General features: G+C 67.9%; 16 protein-coding genes. 10 read left to right on the top strand and 6 right to left on the bottom strand.

Annotated elements, in window-relative coordinates:
- The first annotated feature begins 108 nt into the window (after positions 1-108).
- From lepB (ABIB26_RS19525) to ABIB26_RS19480, 10 genes are all read left to right on the top strand, one after another.
- Complete coding sequence (gene lepB, locus ABIB26_RS19525) at positions 109-786, top strand: signal peptidase I (protein WP_354246955.1); 678 nt, start codon at positions 109-111, stop codon at positions 784-786.
- Positions 787-1785, top strand: a complete 999-nt coding sequence (lepB, locus tag ABIB26_RS19520; RefSeq protein ID WP_502913716.1) for a signal peptidase I — start codon at positions 787-789, stop codon at positions 1783-1785.
- Between the two features lie 11 nt (positions 1786-1796).
- The gene (gene rnhB / locus ABIB26_RS19515; protein WP_354246951.1) at positions 1797-2459 is read left to right on the top strand and encodes a ribonuclease HII; all 663 of its coding nucleotides are present in this window, start codon (positions 1797-1799) and stop codon (positions 2457-2459) included.
- A gap of 113 nt (positions 2460-2572) precedes the next feature.
- Positions 2573-2899 carry a DUF2469 domain-containing protein gene (locus tag ABIB26_RS19510; protein WP_018773443.1) on the top strand — a complete coding sequence of 109 codons (327 nt, stop codon included), beginning with the start codon at positions 2573-2575 and terminating at the stop codon, positions 2897-2899.
- 117 nt (positions 2900-3016) lie between these two features.
- Positions 3017-3850: an aldo/keto reductase gene (locus tag ABIB26_RS19505; RefSeq protein ID WP_354246949.1), complete on the top strand. Its 834-nt coding sequence runs from the start codon at positions 3017-3019 to the stop codon at positions 3848-3850.
- 326 nt (positions 3851-4176) lie between these two features.
- Positions 4177-4533, top strand: coding sequence for a YraN family protein (locus ABIB26_RS19500; protein ID WP_354246946.1), 357 nt, complete (start codon positions 4177-4179; stop codon positions 4531-4533).
- Entirely contained in the window at positions 4534-6081 is a 1548-nt protein-coding gene (locus tag ABIB26_RS19495; RefSeq protein ID WP_354246943.1) for a YifB family Mg chelatase-like AAA ATPase, read from the top strand.
- Between the two features lie 83 nt (positions 6082-6164).
- Positions 6165-7352 carry a DNA-processing protein DprA gene (dprA, locus tag ABIB26_RS19490; RefSeq protein WP_354246941.1) on the top strand — a complete coding sequence of 396 codons (1188 nt, stop codon included), beginning with the start codon at positions 6165-6167 and terminating at the stop codon, positions 7350-7352.
- 104 nt (positions 7353-7456) lie between these two features.
- Positions 7457-8383: a tyrosine recombinase XerC gene (locus ABIB26_RS19485; RefSeq protein ID WP_354246938.1), complete on the top strand. Its 927-nt coding sequence runs from the start codon at positions 7457-7459 to the stop codon at positions 8381-8383.
- Between the two features lie 299 nt (positions 8384-8682).
- Positions 8683-9186, top strand: coding sequence for a DUF3145 domain-containing protein (locus ABIB26_RS19480; RefSeq protein WP_056426723.1), 504 nt, complete (start codon positions 8683-8685; stop codon positions 9184-9186).
- 119 nt (positions 9187-9305) lie between these two features.
- Here ABIB26_RS19480 and ABIB26_RS19475 read toward each other — a convergent pair whose 3' ends face one another.
- The 6 genes from ABIB26_RS19475 to ABIB26_RS19450 form a co-directional block, all read right to left on the bottom strand.
- A complete protein-coding gene (locus ABIB26_RS19475; protein ID WP_354246935.1) occupies positions 9306-10541 on the bottom strand; it encodes a beta-ketoacyl-[acyl-carrier-protein] synthase family protein in 1236 nt (411 codons plus the stop codon).
- Positions 10542-10801: 260 nt separating this feature from the next.
- Entirely contained in the window at positions 10802-11047 is a 246-nt protein-coding gene (locus ABIB26_RS19470; RefSeq protein ID WP_018773434.1) for an acyl carrier protein, read from the bottom strand.
- Between the two features lie 143 nt (positions 11048-11190).
- The gene (locus tag ABIB26_RS19465; protein ID WP_354246932.1) at positions 11191-12252 is read right to left on the bottom strand and encodes a beta-ketoacyl-ACP synthase III; all 1062 of its coding nucleotides are present in this window, start codon (positions 12250-12252) and stop codon (positions 11191-11193) included.
- Positions 12249-13178, bottom strand: a complete 930-nt coding sequence (locus ABIB26_RS19460; RefSeq protein WP_354246929.1) for an ACP S-malonyltransferase — start codon at positions 13176-13178, stop codon at positions 12249-12251. Before ABIB26_RS19460 ends, ABIB26_RS19465 begins: the two co-directional genes overlap by 4 nt.
- Positions 13179-13265: 87 nt before the next feature.
- Positions 13266-14510 carry a PucR family transcriptional regulator gene (locus ABIB26_RS19455; RefSeq protein WP_354246926.1) on the bottom strand — a complete coding sequence of 415 codons (1245 nt, stop codon included), beginning with the start codon at positions 14508-14510 and terminating at the stop codon, positions 13266-13268.
- Between the two features lie 165 nt (positions 14511-14675).
- On the bottom strand, positions 14676-16202 hold a 1527-nt coding region (locus ABIB26_RS19450), incomplete at its 5' end, for a transketolase-like TK C-terminal-containing protein (protein WP_502913715.1).

Here is a 16202-nt window from a genome sequence, read left to right as displayed (position 1 = left end):
CGGACTTCACCGCGGTCCACGGACCGTATCCGATGCGTCAGCTAGCGCGGCGCCGGAGCATCCGCAACAGCGCCGTTCAATTCAGAAAAGCGTTAGAGGATACGGACCATGGAACAGACAAAACGCCAGCCCGGGAAACTCGGCTGGCGTTTTGCGTTGCTGGCGCTGGCTCTCGCCTTCGTCATCAGCGGTGTGGTCCGTTCGGTCTGGCTCGACGTCTACTTCATCCCCTCCGCCTCGATGGAGCCGCTGTTCCGCGAGGGCGACAGGATCGTGGTGTCCCGGACGGACTTCCAGGCCGGCCCGGTGCGGCGCGGCGACGTCGTCGTCTTCGACGGCCGTGGATCCTTCGCCCCGCTGAACAGCGGCAACGGCCCGGTGCCCGATTTCCTCGCCGCCGCCGGGCACTGGCTTGGGCTGGCCGGCAGTGAAAACACCTACGTCAAACGCGTCATCGGGCTTCCGGGTGACCACGTGGTGTGTTGCGACGCGCCCGGACGGCTCACAGTCAATGGCCAGCAAGTTGCGGAACCATATCTAAATGCCGGCGATGCCCCCAGCGAGCAGACGTTCAGTGTGACCGTGCCCGCCGGACGGCTGTGGCTGATGGGCGACCACCGCTCCATGTCGGCCGATTCCCGGAGCCTGCTTGGCGCCCCCGGCGGGGGAATGGTGCCGCTGGACCGCGTGGTCGGCCGGCCGGTACAGATCATCTGGCCCCTTGATAGATTTACAGCAGTAACACGGCCCACTGCGGCCGCCAACACGACAACGAACGGACAGTAGATGCCCGAGACCGGACCCCGGACTCCTGATCCGCGGGGGCAGGACCAGCCCCGGGTTACCTCCTCAGCGATCCCCACCTCCGTTCAGCCGGTGAGCCCTGATTTCCAGGCTGACCCGGAGCCCGCGGTGGCACCTCAGGACCCGACCGCGGCGCTCCCGCAGGTGCAGGACCAGACGGCGGCTGCTGCCGGTTCGACGTCGGACGCTCCGGCGGCCCGTCCGCCCGCTGCTGCGGGGCCTGCGCACGCCGGTCCCGGCCACACCGGTCCCTCTCACGCCGTATCCACGTCGAAGCGGGCCAGGCGGGCCAAGGCGAAAGAAGGACGCAACCCGTTCGTCCTCTGGGTGAAGGAAGTGGCCACCGTGGTGGTGGTCGCCATCGTGCTGTCCTTCCTGATCAAGACATTCCTGTTCCGCGCGTTTTACATCCCGTCCGAGTCCATGGTCAACACCCTGGACGTGAACGACCGCATCTTCGTGAACCTCCTTGTCCCCGAACCGTTCGCGCTTCAGCGCGGCGACGTCGTGGTGTTTAAGGACACCCAGGGCTGGCTGGTCCCTGCGGCGGCGAAGGTGGATGGCCCCTTCACCTGGGTGCAGGACGGGCTGACCTTTGTCGGCCTGCTGCCGGACAACTCCGAACAGCACCTCGTCAAGCGGGTCATCGGGCTGCCCGGCGACCATGTCGCCTGTTGCGACGCCGGCGGCCAGCTCACCGTCAACGGTGCGCCCTTGGCCGAGACGTACATCAACGCCGCGGAAGTGCCGCAGGTGCGGGACTTCGACGTTGTGGTCCCCGAGGGCAAGGTCTGGGTCATGGGAGACAACCGGAACCATTCCGCCGACTCCCGCGCCCATCTGGACAGCAACGGCGGCTTCGTGGACGTGGCCGATATCGAGGGAAAGGCTGCCGTCATCGCCTGGCCGCTGAACCGGATCACGTCCCTGGACAACTACCCGGACGTCTTCCGCGGCGTTCCCGCCCCGGCCGGAAAGTAACGGCTGCAGCGATGTCTGACGCGCCCACTCTTGACTACGAACGCCGCTTCCGCAGCTCCGCCCGGCTCCTCGCCGGTATCGACGAGGTGGGCCGCGGCGCCCTGGCCGGGCCGGTCAGCGTGGGGATCGCCGTCATCGACCTCGAACAGCAGCAGCTTCTGGCGGATGTGCGGGACAGCAAGCTGCTCAAGGTGGCAGACCGGGAACGCCTGGTGCCACTCGTCCGGAGCTGGAGCGTTGCCTCGGCCGTCGGACATGCCTCGGCCAACGAAATCGACACCCTCGGCATCGTGGGGGCGCTCCGGCTCGCCGGAACGCGGGCCTGGCACTCGGTCCTGGCCGGCGGCGTGATCCCGGACGTGGTGCTGCTGGACGGCAGCCACAACTGGCTGTCTCCGGAGGCCCAGCCCTCGCTGTTTGACGACGGCCCGGCGGAGCCCGGCTGCGACGCGCCGGTGCACACCCTCGTCAAAGCGGACATGCAGTGCCTGAGCGTCGCCGCGGCCAGCATCCTGGCCAAGGTGGAACGCGACGGGCTGATGCGCGGGCTGCACACGGAGTACCCGGCCTTCGGCTGGGACGAGAACAAGGGCTACGGGACCGCCGCGCACAAGGACGCACTCCGCGCCGCCGGGCCCACGCCGTACCACCGGGTCAGCTGGCAGCTGCTCTAGCCTGCTGCCTGCCTGCCTGCCTGCTGCCTGCCCCGACGGTCCGGGCCCGGCAGCGGACCGTTGTGGCGCACCTCGTGGCGCGCGCCCGGCGCCGGATGGTGCAAGATGGAACCATGAGTGCCGAGGACCTTGAAAACTATGAGACCGACATGGAGCTCCAGCTCTACCGCGAATACCGTGACGTCGTCGGGCTGTTCAGCTATGTGGTCGAGACCGAGCGGCGTTTCTATCTGGCCAACCACGTGGACCTGCAGGCCCGCAGCGCCGACGGCGAGGTCTACTTCGACCTGACGCTGCAGGACGCCTGGGTGTGGGACGTCTACCGCTCTGCCCGCTTCGTCAAAAGCGTCCGCGTCATCACCTTCAAGGACGTCAACGTCGAGGAACTCCCTCGCAGCGAGGAGCTGGCCCTGCCGAAGGTCGAAGACCTGGGGAACTGATCCCGCTGCCTCAGGCCGGCCGCTCGAGCTCCTGAAGCGGGCGTCAGAAGAACGCCTCCGACGCAATCGGCTGTCACGGCTGGACATTCCCGGTATGCAAGGAACTAGGCTGTGCCCATGGCATACGCTCTCGCCCCCACCGTTCCAATGGCGCATGGCCCGCGCATTCCCCTGATCGGTCTTGGCACCTGGCCCATGCAGGATGAAGAAACAGCCGACGCCGTTGCTGCCGCCGTCGAAGCCGGATACAGGCTCTTTGACACCGCCGAGAACTACGGCAACGAGACCGGGGTGGGGGAAGGCATAAGGCGCAGCGGGGTAGCGCGCGCAGAGGTCTTTATCACCACCAAGTTCAATAAGGAATGGCACAGCTACGACGGCGCGCACCGCGCCTTCGACGCAAGCGCGGCCAGGCTTGGCGTCCAGTACATCGACCTGCTCCTCATACACTGGCCCAATCCAGGTCAGGATCGCTACGTGGAAGCGTTCCAGGGCCTCAGGGCCCTGCTCGACGCCGGAAACGTCCGGGCGATCGGAACATCCAATTTCAAACCGGCACATTTGAAGCGGCTCTTTGACGAAGGGCTGACACCCCATGTCAACCAGATCCAGCTGGATCCGGAGCGCACACGGGCAGATATCCGCCAGGTCCATGCGGAATACGGGATTGTCACCGAGGCCTGGAGCCCGCTGGGCAGGGGCGGCCCGGTCCTGGACAACCGGCTTATCGTGGACCTGGCCGCGGCCTACCAACGGACGCCCAGCCAGATCGTCCTCCGCTGGCACACCCAGCAGGGCATCGTTGCGATCCCCAAGTCAGCCGACGTCGGGCGGCAAAAAGAGAACATCAACATCTTCGACTTTCACCTGACTCCGGACGAAATCAAGCAGATCAGTGCGCTGGATTCCGGGGCGCCGGTAGGGCTCGACGCGGACGAGTTCGGCCACTAGCCTGCCGGTGGAGTCTTGACGCGTGGCGGTGGAGGGTTGGTCCCTGATTAAACGATGGGTTGTCCCTCGCCTCGATTGCGCTTTGTTGTGCTTGGCGGGCAGCCCCCTGTTTCCATATAGCCCGATGAGGCCCTGCGCTGTCTGTGGTGCTTAGAAACCAGCCGTCAGAATCGGCAGCCGTGGGTGGCTGTCACGGGAAGTCTAGAAGCTGGCTACGACAAATCAGCTGACGCCTTCTTCCCCATGCGCCGGCCACCGAGCTGGAGTTTCCCACATAGCACCCGGGAGCCCTGTTACGGCTCCGGATGCCGCTGCACGCTGGTTCCATGAGAGCAAAAGATGTGCTGGGCCGGCGCGGGGAGGAACTCGCCGCCGAATACCTTGAAGCCCAAGGCATGCGGATCGTGGACCGCAACTGGCGGTGCCCGGAAGGCGAAATAGACATCGTCGCGCTCGACGGCGACGCGCTGGTCATTGCGGAAGTGAAGACCAGGAAATCCCTTGACTACGGGCACCCCTTCGAGGCTGTCGGCGTGGTCAAGCTGGCCCGGCTGCACCGTCTGGCGTCCGCCTGGTGCCGCGACCATGAGCTAAGAATGCCGTTGCGCCGCGTCGATGTGGTTGCCGTGCTCGACGACGGCATCGGCAACCCGGCAGTGGAACACCTCAAGGGGGTGGGGTAGGTGGCGCTGGGCCGGACGTACTCCGTGGCCCTGGTCGGACTCAACGGCTATATCGTCGAAGTCGAGGCTGACATCGGCCAGACCCTGCCGGCGTTCATCATTTTGGGCCTGCCCGACGCCTCGCTCAATGAGGCCAAGGAACGGATCCGCTCTGCTGCCCAGAATTCCGGGATTCCGCTGAGCCGCCGGAAGATCACGGCCAACCTGATCCCGGCTTCGCTGCCGAAGCGCGGTTCCGGTTTCGACCTGGCCATCGCGATGGCCGCGCTGTTGGCCTCCAACGATGTCCGCTCCACGGGCCGTACCGTGTTCATCGCCGAACTGGGCCTCGACGGCAGGCTGCGGCCGGTCCGCGGCGTCCTGCCCGCGGTCATGGCCGCCGTGCGGGCCGGATACCCGGATGTCGTGGTGGCCAACTCCAACGCCGCGGAAGCCGAGCTGGTCCCCGGCGCGCGGGTGCAGGGCTACTCGACGCTGGCCCGGCTGGCGTTCGACTTCGGCGCCGATCCACAGGATCTGGCCCTGGGCTTTGAACCCGGGCCTGAGGACGGTGACCGGGGCACCGGACCGGAGGCAGGTTCAGCCATCCCGCCCGACATGCGTGACGTGTCGGGGCAGTCCGAGGCCCGCCGGGCACTGGAGGTCGCCGCGGCCGGCGCCCATCATCTCCTGCTGACGGGACCGCCCGGAGCGGGGAAAACGATGCTGGCCGAGCGGCTCCCGGGTCTCCTGCCGGACCTGGGGGACACGGAGGCGATGGAAGTTACCGCCATCCACTCCCTCTGCGCCCTCACCTCCGCGTCCGTGCAGCTCCTGCGCCGGCCGCCCTATGAGAATCCACACCACACCGCCACCTCGGCCGCCATCATCGGCGGCGGGTCAGGGCTGCCCCGTCCGGGCGCCGCCTCCCGGGCACACCGCGGCGTGCTCTTCCTGGACGAGGCACCCGAATACGAACGCCGGGTGCTGGACGCACTCCGGCAGCCGCTGGAGAGCGGGGAGCTGGTGATCCATCGTTCGGCAGGCACGGCGTCTTATCCTGCCAGGTTCCAGCTGGTCCTCGCCGCCAACCCGTGTCCGTGCGGCAAGGCGTCAGGAAAGGGGGTTGACTGCACCTGCACCCCCACCATGCGGCGGCGCTATCTTTCCCGTCTGTCCGGTCCGCTGCTGGACCGGGTAGACATCCAGCTTGAAGTCGAGCGGGTTTCATTGGCCGATTTCGGTCAGACGGGTTCTGAGGAGGACACCGCCACCATCGCCGAACGGGTCCGGACAGCAAGGAACCGCCAGTCGGAGAGGCTGATGCCGTTCGGATTCGAGACCAACGCACAGGTCCCCGGACGGCTCCTCAGGGGTGCCCTGCGGCTGGGGCCACCCACCACGCGGATCCTGGATCTCGCCCTGGAGCGTGGCGTGCTTACGGCCCGCGGCTACGACCGCGTGCTGCGTCTGGCCTGGACGCTGGCCGACCTGGCCGCGCGGGACACTCCCGGCGCCGAGGACATCGGCCAAGCCCTCAGTCTTCGGCAGGCGTCCGCTGCCGCCTAAGGGTCGGCGCAGCGCCGCACACACCCCACCCGGACCGCAGCCAGCGCCGGGCGAACGATCGATGAGCCTGCGAAAAGGACACCATGATGACGAACGAAATGACGGCCCGGGCGGCGTTGTCCCGCCTGTTCGAGCCCCAGGACGCCGCAGGCCTGGCGCTCGTGCACGTCGCCGGGGCGGAGGACGCATTGCGAATCGCTACCGGCGAGCTCGCGGCAGGCCCGGAGCTGGAACAGGAAATGTCCCGGGTGCTGGAAGACAACAGCTCCGGTGGCGGCTGGTCAGGGCTGGCAGCGGCCCGGAAGCGCTGGGCGCCCCGCGTTCCCGATCTGGCGCCCGCAAGGGACCTGGCCACGATGCAACGGCTGGGCGGACGCCTGATCATCCCGTCGGACGGACTGTGGCCCAGACAGCTCGCGGATCTCGGCCTGCAGGAGCCGATCTGCCTCTGGTGGCGCGGCGTCGAGCAGCCGCTGCCTCCCGCCGCCAAAGCCATTGCCCTGGTGGGCTCCCGTGACAGCACCGCCTACGGCTCCGCCGTGACCGGTGATCTCGCCTACTCGCTGGCGCAGCGGGGCTTCACGATCATCTCTGGCGGCGCCTACGGCATCGATGCGCACGCGCACCGGGCGGCTCTGGCCGGCGGCGCTGGGAACATGCCCACGATCGCCGTGATGGCAGGAGGAGTGGACCGGTTCTATCCCTCCGGCAATGAGGAGCTGCTGCGGGCGGTCGCCAACCAGGGCGCTGTCCTCGCCGAGGTTCCGCCCGGGTCCGCGCCCACCCGGTACAGGTTTCTCCAGCGGAACAGGCTCATCGCGGCCCTGGCATCCGTCACGGTGGTCGTCGAAGCCCGCTGGAGATCGGGGGCCCTCAACACGGCACACCATGCCGAAACCCTGGGCCGGGCCGTTGGGGCCGTGCCCGGGTCGGTGCACAGCGCCAATTCAGCGGGCTGCCACCGTCTGCTCCGGGAAGGTGGCGCGGTTTGCGTCACGGACGCGGGGGAGATCGCGGAGCTCGCCGCCCCAAGCGGGGAATCGCTGCCGGAGACAAAGACGGGCAGGGTGGAAGTCCAGGACGGCCTGACCCTGGAGGACCTCATCCTTCTGGACGCCCTTCCGCTGCGGACCACCAGCTCCGTCGAAAAGCTGACCGCTGTGGCCGGCCTGAGTGTGGACTCGGTCCGTGCCGGACTCGGCCGGCTCGGGCTGCTGGGTCTGGCCGAGTCCCATCGGGGAGGCTGGAAACGCTCGGGAAAGGCGGGGTGAGCGATGACCGGCGGGCAGGCTGCAACGGCGGCCGGTCAGGCACCGCGGCGGCGGCTCGCCGCCGGGCTTCTTGATTGCCGGGCGAATCCTGCGAGAGTAGGGGAGTGTCTACTCCGCAGATCCCGGCCGCGCTGGCCGCCGCCGCCGACGGCTTCAGCCGCTACCTGGTGGCGGAGCGGGGACGCTCCGTCCACACCGTGCGCGCCTACCTTTCCGACGTCGGCAGCCTGCTCGCCCATGCCGCGTCCGAGGGCGTGGAAGACCTTGCCGGGCTGGAGCTCGGCACCCTGCGGCGCTGGCTCGGTGCCCAGAGCGAAGCGGGCATGTCCCGCGCCACCCTGGGCCGCCGCTCCGCCACCGCCCGGGCCTTCACCGCCTGGGCGGTTCGCGAGGAACTGATCGGAACCGACCCGGCCCTCCGGCTGAGAGCACCCAAACGGGAGAAGTCCCTGCCCGGCGTGCTGCACCAGGGCCAGGTCCTCCGGCTGGTGGAAGGGGCCGAATCCGCCGCCGCCGAGGGCGGGCCGATGCCGCTGCGCAACCGGGCCATGGTGGAACTGCTGTATGCCACGGGCGTCCGGGTGGGTGAGCTCGCCGGCCTGGATGTCGATGACCTCGATCCGGAGCGCCGGACCCTGCGCGTGCTCGGCAAGGGCAACAAGGAACGCACCGTGCCCTACGGGCTCCCGGCGGCACTCGCCGTGGCCGACTGGCTCCGCCGCGGCCGGCCGGCCCTTGCCGCGGACGCCTCGGGCCCAGCCCTGTTCCTCGGTGCCCGCGGCAAACGGGTGGACCAGCGCCAGGTCCGCAGCGTGGTCCACGATCTGCTGGGGGCGCTGGGGGACACTGCGGCCACCGGGCCGCACGCGCTGCGCCACTCGGCCGCCACGCACCTGCTCGACGGCGGAGCTGACCTCCGCGCGGTGCAGGAAATTCTCGGCCACAGCAGCCTCGCCACCACACAGATCTACACCCACGTCTCCGTGGACCGGCTCCGGAAGAGCTACCAGCAGGCCCACCCGCGCGCCTGAGCGCTTGTCATAAAGTCGTCCCCGGCGGCTTGGATGGCGGTCTGCGACACCCCGCACGGCGCGCCCGGAAAGACGCGCCGAATTTCACTGGCGTAATTAGGTGGGGTACGGCAGAATAAGACGCACGCCCACCAACTTTCAAGTGTTGCTTGAAGCTGTTTGCCTCGAGCTCCACCCAGAAACCGGGCAGTAACTTAATAGTCTGGCAGGACCACCCGCACAACTACGGACCCGCGTAACAGACAGACATCCAGGCAGAGGTCGTTGGGGAAGACGTACCTACAGCTATGGAGGATGGAATGTCTGTTGCACTGACCCGCGGTGTGTTGTTTGTTCACTCGGCCCCGACGGCCCTGTGCCCCCACGTTGAGTGGGCCATAGGATCTGTCGTGGACAAGCGGACCGACCTTGAGTGGACCGCTCAGCCGGCTGCGCCCGGAATGTTCCGGGCCGAGCTGTCGTGGACCGGAAATCCGGGCACGGGGGCTCAATTGGCGTCCGCTCTCCGGGGCTGGGCGCACTTGCGCTACGAAGTCACGGAGGAGCCCAGCCAGGGCGTCGACGGCGGACGTTGGTCGCACACCCCCGAGCTCGGCATCTTCCACGCCGTCACGGACGTGCACGGCAACATCATGGTCTCCGAGGACCGCATCCGCTACGCTTACGAATCCGGCGCCGGCGATCCCTCTGCGGTCTACCACGAGCTCTCTCTCGCCCTCGGCGAAGCCTGGGACGAGGAACTGGAGCCCTTCCGGCACGCCGCCGAAGGCGCCCCGGTGCGCTGGCTCCACCAGGTCGGCTAGAACTCCTCGGGCAGAAGAACGTACCAAACTCCACAGCTTCGCCAAATGACAGTTGGCGGCAATGTTCACGAACAACATTGCCGCCAACTGTCATCTCGGCGGCGAAACGGGACCGGAGGCTAGATGCTCCGCACCGCGATGACGGCGTTGTGGCCGCCGAAGCCGAAGGAGTTGCTCAGTGCCACGATGCTGCCGGAGGGCAGCTCGCGCTCGGAAGTGACGACGTCGAGCGGGATCTCCGGATCCTGGTTCTCCAGGTTGATGGTCACCGGCGCCTTGCGTTCGTGCACCGCCAGCACGGTCAGCACGGCTTCCACCGCACCGGAGGCACCCAGCAGGTGGCCCATCTGGGACTTCGTCGCGGAGACCGCCACGCTGTCGAGCTGGGCGCCCAGGGCGGCCTTGAGGGCCGTGTACTCGGGCTTGTCGCCCACCGGCGTGGAGGTGGCGTGCGCGTTGACGTGCACCACGTCTTCGGCCTGGATCCGGCCGTCGAACATGGCAGCCTTGAGCGCGCGGGTGGCGCCCAGGCCCTGGGGATCGGGCGCGGTGATGTGGTAGGCGTCGGCCGTCACCGAGGTGCCTGCGAGCTCGGCGTAGATCCGCGCGCCGCGGGCGAGGGCGTGTTCCTCGGCCTCGAGGACCAGCGCGCCGGCGCCTTCACCCATGACGAAGCCGTCGCGGCCGAGGTCGTAGGGGCGCGAGGCGCGCTCGGGCTCATCGTTCCGGCGTGAGAGTGCCTGCATGGAGGCGAACGCTGCGATCGGCATCGGGTGGATGGCGGCTTCGGCGCCGCCGCAGACCACGACGTCGGCCTTGCCGGAGCGGATCAGGTCCAGGCCCATGTGCACGGCCTCGGTACCGGAGGCGCAGGCGGAGACCGGGGTGTGGGCGCCGGCGCGGGCGCCCAGGTCAAGGCTGACCGCCGCAGCCGGGCCGTTGGGCATAAGCATGGGCACGGTCATGGGCAGGACGCGGCGGGGCCCCTTTTCGCGCAGGGTGTCCCAGGCGTCCAGGAGTGTCCAGACGCCGCCGATGCCGGTGGCGAAGGCCACTGCCAGGCGGTCGTGGTCGATTTCCGTGATGCCGGAGTCGGCCCAGGCCTCGCGGGAGGCGACCACGGCGAACTGCGTGGACGGGTCCATCCGCTTGGCTTCGACCCGGCCCAGGACCTCTGACGCGGGGGTGGAGGCGCGTGCGGCGAAGTGCACGGGCAGCTCGTACTTGGCCACCCAGTCGTCCTCGAGCGTGTGCGCGCCGGAGACGCCCTTCAGCGCGTTCTTCCACATCGTGGGGACATCGCCGCCAATGGGTGTGGTGGCACCCAGACCGGTAATGACTACTTTGCGTGCCATGGGATCACTCTCTGTCGGTGCGCCTGCCGGGTCCGGATCCTGGAAAGGACTGCCGGGGCCTGCGTGGGAAAACTCTGCGGTCATGCGAACTGGTCATGCGAACTTGTCATGCGAACTGGTGCTGCAAAATCTGGTGCAGATTTTGCTGCAGATTCTTTAAATAAGGAAGGGGCAAAGTGGTCCGGTCCGGGGTGCTGCTGCAGCGCCCCGGACCGGCCACGGATCTCAGCCGTTGCCGGCAGGAGCCAAAACGGTCAGGATCAGGCCTGGGCGTTGGCGATGAAGCTGACGGCGTCGCCGACGGTCTTGAGGTTCTTGACCTCTTCGTCCGGGATGCGCACGCCGAACTTCTCTTCGGCGTTGACCACGATCGTCATCATGGAGATGGAATCGATGTCCAGGTCCTCGGTGAAGGACTTGTCCATTTCGACAGCTTCCGTGGCGAGGCCGGTCTCTTCGTTGACGATTTCAGCCAGGCCGGCCAGGATCTCTTCGTTGCTAGCCATTGATGGCTCCTTTTCTTGTAGTTGCCCTCCGCCGCCGGTGCTCCGGCGGCTTCGGACGGAAATGATTCAAACCGAGAATTCGGCTTGGTGTGGGAATCCGTACTGTGGAAGAACGTATTCAGTTCAGGGGAGGGCGCGGGCGCCTACGGAAGCACGATCACTTGGGCACCGAAGACCAGTCCGGCACCGAAGCCGATCTGCAGGGCAAGCCCGCCGCTCAGCTCAGGGTGTTCCTGCAGAAGGCGGTGGGTGGCGAGGGGGATGGAGGCCGCCGAGGTGTTGCCCGCTTCGGCGATGTCCCGGGCGATCGTGACCGTCTCGGGAAGTTTCAGTTTCTTTGCCATTTCATCGATGATCCGCATGTTGGCCTGGTGCGGGATGAAGGCCGCGAGGTCATCGGCCGTAATGCCGGCAGCCTCCAGCGCCTGCTCGGCCACTTTGGCCATCTCCCAGACTGCCCAGCGGAACACCGTCTGGCCGTCCTGGCGGAGCGTCGGCCACAGCGCGGCGTCCGTGACTGCGGCTTTTTCTTCGCTGAGGGCAGTGCTTCGCTTGCCGGTCAGTGCCAGTTCGCGGATGTCCAGCATCGAGTGGGTCATGCCGATCGCATCCCACTTGCTGCCGTCCGAGCCCCACACCGACGGGCCGATGCCGGGGGTGTCCGAGGGGCCGATCACCACGGCGCCGGCACCGTCGCCGAGCAGGAAGGAGATGGTGCGCTCGGTGTTGTCGATGACGTCGGAAAGCTTTTCCGCGCCGACCACGAGGACGTAGTCGGCCGTGCCGGAGCGGACCAGGGCGTCGCCCTGGGCGATGCCGTAGCAGTAGCCCGCGCAGGCGGCCGAGATGTCGAAGGCCGGTGCCGGCGTCGCACCCAGGCGGTCGGCGAGGCTTGCGGCGGCGGAAGGTGTCGCGTAGGGATGCGTCACGGTGGAGACGATCACGGCGCCGAGCTGGGAGGCCGCGATCCCGGCCTTATCCAGCGCCTCGCGGGCGGCGCCTTCGGCCATGTCGATCACGCTGACATCGGCCGGGGCGCGGTGCCGGGTGATGATGCCGGTGCGCTGGCGGATCCACTCATCGGAGGAGTCGATCCACTGGCAGACGTCCTCGTTGGTGACGATCACGCTCGGCCGGTAGGCGCCGACCCCCATGATGCGGGTGTTCTCGTGCAGGGGCAACTGCTTCAGGGCGGGAACGCTCATGCCTGTCCTTCCAGTTCTGCGAATAGGGCCAGGGCGGCGGAGAGGTCGTCCGGGGTCTTGACAGTTACGGTCTTCAGGCCGGGCATGCCGCGTTTCGCGAGCCCGGCAAGCGTTCCGGCCGGGGCCAGTTCAATCACTCCGGTCACGCCGCGCTGGACCATCGTCGCCATGCAGAGGTCCCAGCGGACCGGGCGGGACACCTGGGCGATCAGGCTGTCGACGGCGGCGCCGCCGTCGGTGACTGCTGCGCCGTCGTAGTTGGACAGGAGCGGGACCTGCGGATTCCGCGGGTGGAGCGTGGGCCGCAGCGCCTGCAGCGCCGTGACGGCCGGGGACATGTGCGAGGTGTGGAAGGCACCGGCAACCTTCAGCGGAATCACCCGGGCCTTGGCCGGTGGATTGTCCGCGAGGGCTTTGAGCTGGTCCAGGGTGCCGGCGGCGACAATCTGGCCGGCACCGTTGACGTTCGCGGCGGTGGCGCCGCAGGCCTCGATGGCGGCCAGGACCTCGGCGGGGTCTCCGCCCACCACGGCGCTCATGCCGGTGGGGGTGGCAGCAGCGGCGGCGGCCATGCCGTTGGCGCGCTCGCGGACAAACGTCATGGCTTCGGTTTCGGTCAGGACACCGGTCAGGGCCGATGCCGTGATTTCTCCGACGGAGTGGCCGGCGAGGATCACCGGAAGGGTGCCGAGCTCGACGTCGAACAGGGACTTGGCGGCGACCAGCCCGGCGGCAACGATGAGGGGCTGCGCGACGGCGGTGTCCTTGATGGTTTCCTCGTCAGAGGTGGTGCCGTGGGCGGTGAGGTCGATACCTGCTATCTCGCTGAGGGAGGCCAAATGGGCCGCGACGGGTGGCAGTTCCAGCCAAGGGGCCAGAAAACCAGGGGTCTGGGAGCCCTGTCCAGGGCAGACGATTGCAAGCACTTATCCAGCTTTCCAAATTACTGCGTGATCAACGGTGTTTTCATGCACCAAGCTCACAGGGTCAGTTTGTAGGAAGTCTACAACTGGTCAGGGGTTGTTGCGGGACGGCTGGCGTTCCGTGGCGGGCTTCGGCGGGGCCGACAGACGGCCCACGACGAGGGCCGTCTGCAGCACGAAGGCCTCCCGCGGCAGGAGCGGATCCCAGCCGGTGACGTCGCAGACCCGCTTGAGCCGGTAGCGGACGGTGTTGGCGTGCACGAAGAGTTCCCGGGCTGTGGCTTCGAGTGAGTGGCCCAGCTCGAGATAGGTGCCGAGGGTCTCCACGAGCCCGTTGGAGGCCGCCAGCAGGGGGCGGTAGATGTTCTTGACGAGGGACCGCCGGGCGGCATCGTCCCCCGAGATCACCCGTTCCGGCAGGAGGTCATCGGCCGCCACCGGGCGCGGGGCGGAGGGCCAGGCGCGGGCGGCGGTCAGGCCGGCGAAGGCCGACTGGGCGGAGCCGCTGGCCTCCAGCAATGACCCCGCCTCGGCACCGTAGACCACGGGGCCCGGGGCGAAGAGTTCGCTGAGTTTCAGATAGGCCGTCGCCTGGTCATGAACCCCGCCGAGAATCAGGATCAGCCGGTCGCCCTGGATTCCCACGAGCGCGTCCTCGGCGAAGCGGCCGGCCGTTCGGCGGAGTTCGCTGACGTAGCTGGCGCTGGGCTCGGACGGTGAATTCCCCACCATGACGGTGAAGCGTTCCTGCGCCTTCCAGCCCAGGGCGGCGATCCGGGAGCGCAGGGCGTCGGTGTTTTCGCCGCGCAGGATGGCGTCCACGATCAGGGCTTCCAGCCGGGTGTCCCAGGAGCCGCGGGACTCCGCGGCCCGGGCATAGACGTCGGCGGCGGCGAACGCGACCTCGCGTGAATACCGCAGCACGGCCTCGCGCAGGGCGGACTGGTCTGCTTCCGGGGCGATCACGGGGACCTGGTCCTCGACCACCTCGACCACGATCCGGATGAGCTGGAGCGCCTTCTGCAGGCTGATGGAGCGGGTCAGCTCGGTCGGTGCGGTGCCAAAGACATCGGAAAGGATCCACGACGGCGAACTGGGACGCTCGTACCAGGAAACGAACGCCGCGATGCCGTTCTGGGCAACCATGCCGAGGGCGGAGCGCTCGTCGGAGTTCAGCCGGCTGTACCACGGCAGGGACTTCTCCAGCTGGCGAAGCGTCGTGGTGGACAGCTGGCCCACGCTCGCCCGCAGCTTCTTGAGGGTCTCGGCCTTCTCTGGCGTCATCGCCTTCGATGCCGGCTTGCGTTTTGCGGGAGTGGTGATTGGCTCTGCCATGCATCGAGCATACGGTGCCCGCCGCCCAAGCTCCATTTGTGCAAAGGCTACAAGTGTCCTGGTGCTGAATCACGGTCCGGGTTACGGGGTTAAACGCCCGACGGCGGCCCCCACCAACCGGAGGGGACCGCCGTCGTACACGGGTTGCCTGGCCTGGCGGCCTGTCTAGGAGTCGCCCCCGGCGTTGCCGGTGGTGCCGGCGTTCACGTTGTGCAGCTTGTACTTCTCGATCGCCTGGGCCGGAGCCTGGGCGTCCACTTCGCTGCGGCGGGCGAGCATCTGCAGGGAGCGGACCACGATGGAGTGGATATCGTTCTTGAAGAAGCGGCGGGCTGCGGCGCGGGTGTCGGAGAAGCCGAAGCCGTCCGCGCCGAGCGAGGCGAACTCGTTCGGGAGGAACTGGCGGATCTGGTCCGGGACGGCCTTCATGTAGTCGGTGACTGCCACGATCGGCCCGGTGGCGCCGGCGAGCTGTTCGGTGACGAACGGGACGCGGGCGGGCTGGCCGGGGTTGAGGAAGGCGTCTTCCTCGGCGGCCATGGCGTCGCGGCGCAGTTCGGTCCAGGAGGTCACGGACCAGACGTCCGCGGAGACGCCCCAGTCCTCGGCGAGGAGCCGCTGGGCTTCGAGGGCCCAGGGGACGGACACGCCGGAGGCGAGGATCTGCGTGCGCGGGCCGTCGATCTTGGCCGGTGCCAGCAGGTAGATGCCCTTGATGATGCCCTCGGTGTCGAGTTCCGCCGGCGCCGGCGGCTGGACGATCGGCTCGTTGTAGACCGTGAGGTAGTACATCAGGTTCCGGGACGGGTCGTCGTCGGCGGGGCCGGGGCCGTACATGCGGTTCAGGCCGTCGCGCATGATGACGCCGATCTCGTACCCGTACGCGGGGTCGTAGGAGACGACGGCCGGGTTGGTGGAGGCCAGGATGGGCGAGTGGCCGTCGGCGTGCTGCAGGCCCTCGCCGGTCAGCGTGGTGCGGCCGGCGGTGGCGCCGATGATGAAGCCGCGGGTCATCTGGTCCGCGGCGGCCCAGAAGGAGTCCCCGGTGCGCTGGAACCCGAACATGGAGTAGAAGACGTAGATCGGGATCAGCGGTTCGCCGTGCGTGGCGTAGGACGTGCCGGCGGCGGTGAAGGCCGCCACGGAACCGGCCTCGTTGATGCCGGCGTGCACGATCTGCCCGGAGATGGACTCCTTGTAGGCCAGGACGAGTTCGCGGTCCACGGACAGGTAGTTCTGGCCGTTCGGGTTGTAGATCTTCGCGGTCGGGAAGAACGCGTCCATCCCGAAGGTGCGGGCCTCGTCCGGGATGATCGGCACGATCCGCTGGCCGAACTCCTTGTCCCGCATCAGGTCCTTGAGCAGCCGGACGAAGGCCATGGTGGTGGCTGCCTGCTGCTTGCCGGAGCCGCGGTTGGCCACCTCGTAGACCTTCTCCTCCGGGAGGGTGATCTCGGAATGCTTGGAGCGGCGTTCGGGGACGAAGCCGCCGAGTTCCTTCCGGCGGCCCATCAGGTACTGGATCTCCGGGGAGTCCATGCCGGGGTGGTAGTACGGCGGCCGGTAGAGGTCGGCTTCGAGCTGTTCGTCGGTGATGGGGATGCGCAGGTGGTCGCGGAAGGCCTTGAGGTCCGCGAGGGTGAGCTTCTTCATCTGGTGGGTCGCGTTGCGGCCCTCGAAGTGGGTGCCCAG

The sequence above is a fragment of the Arthrobacter sp. UYEF20 genome (genome assembly GCF_040546335.1).
In the GTDB taxonomy this organism is placed as follows: Bacteria; Actinomycetota; Actinomycetes; order Actinomycetales; family Micrococcaceae; genus Arthrobacter.
This window is presented reverse-complemented; position numbering and strand designations above follow the sequence as displayed.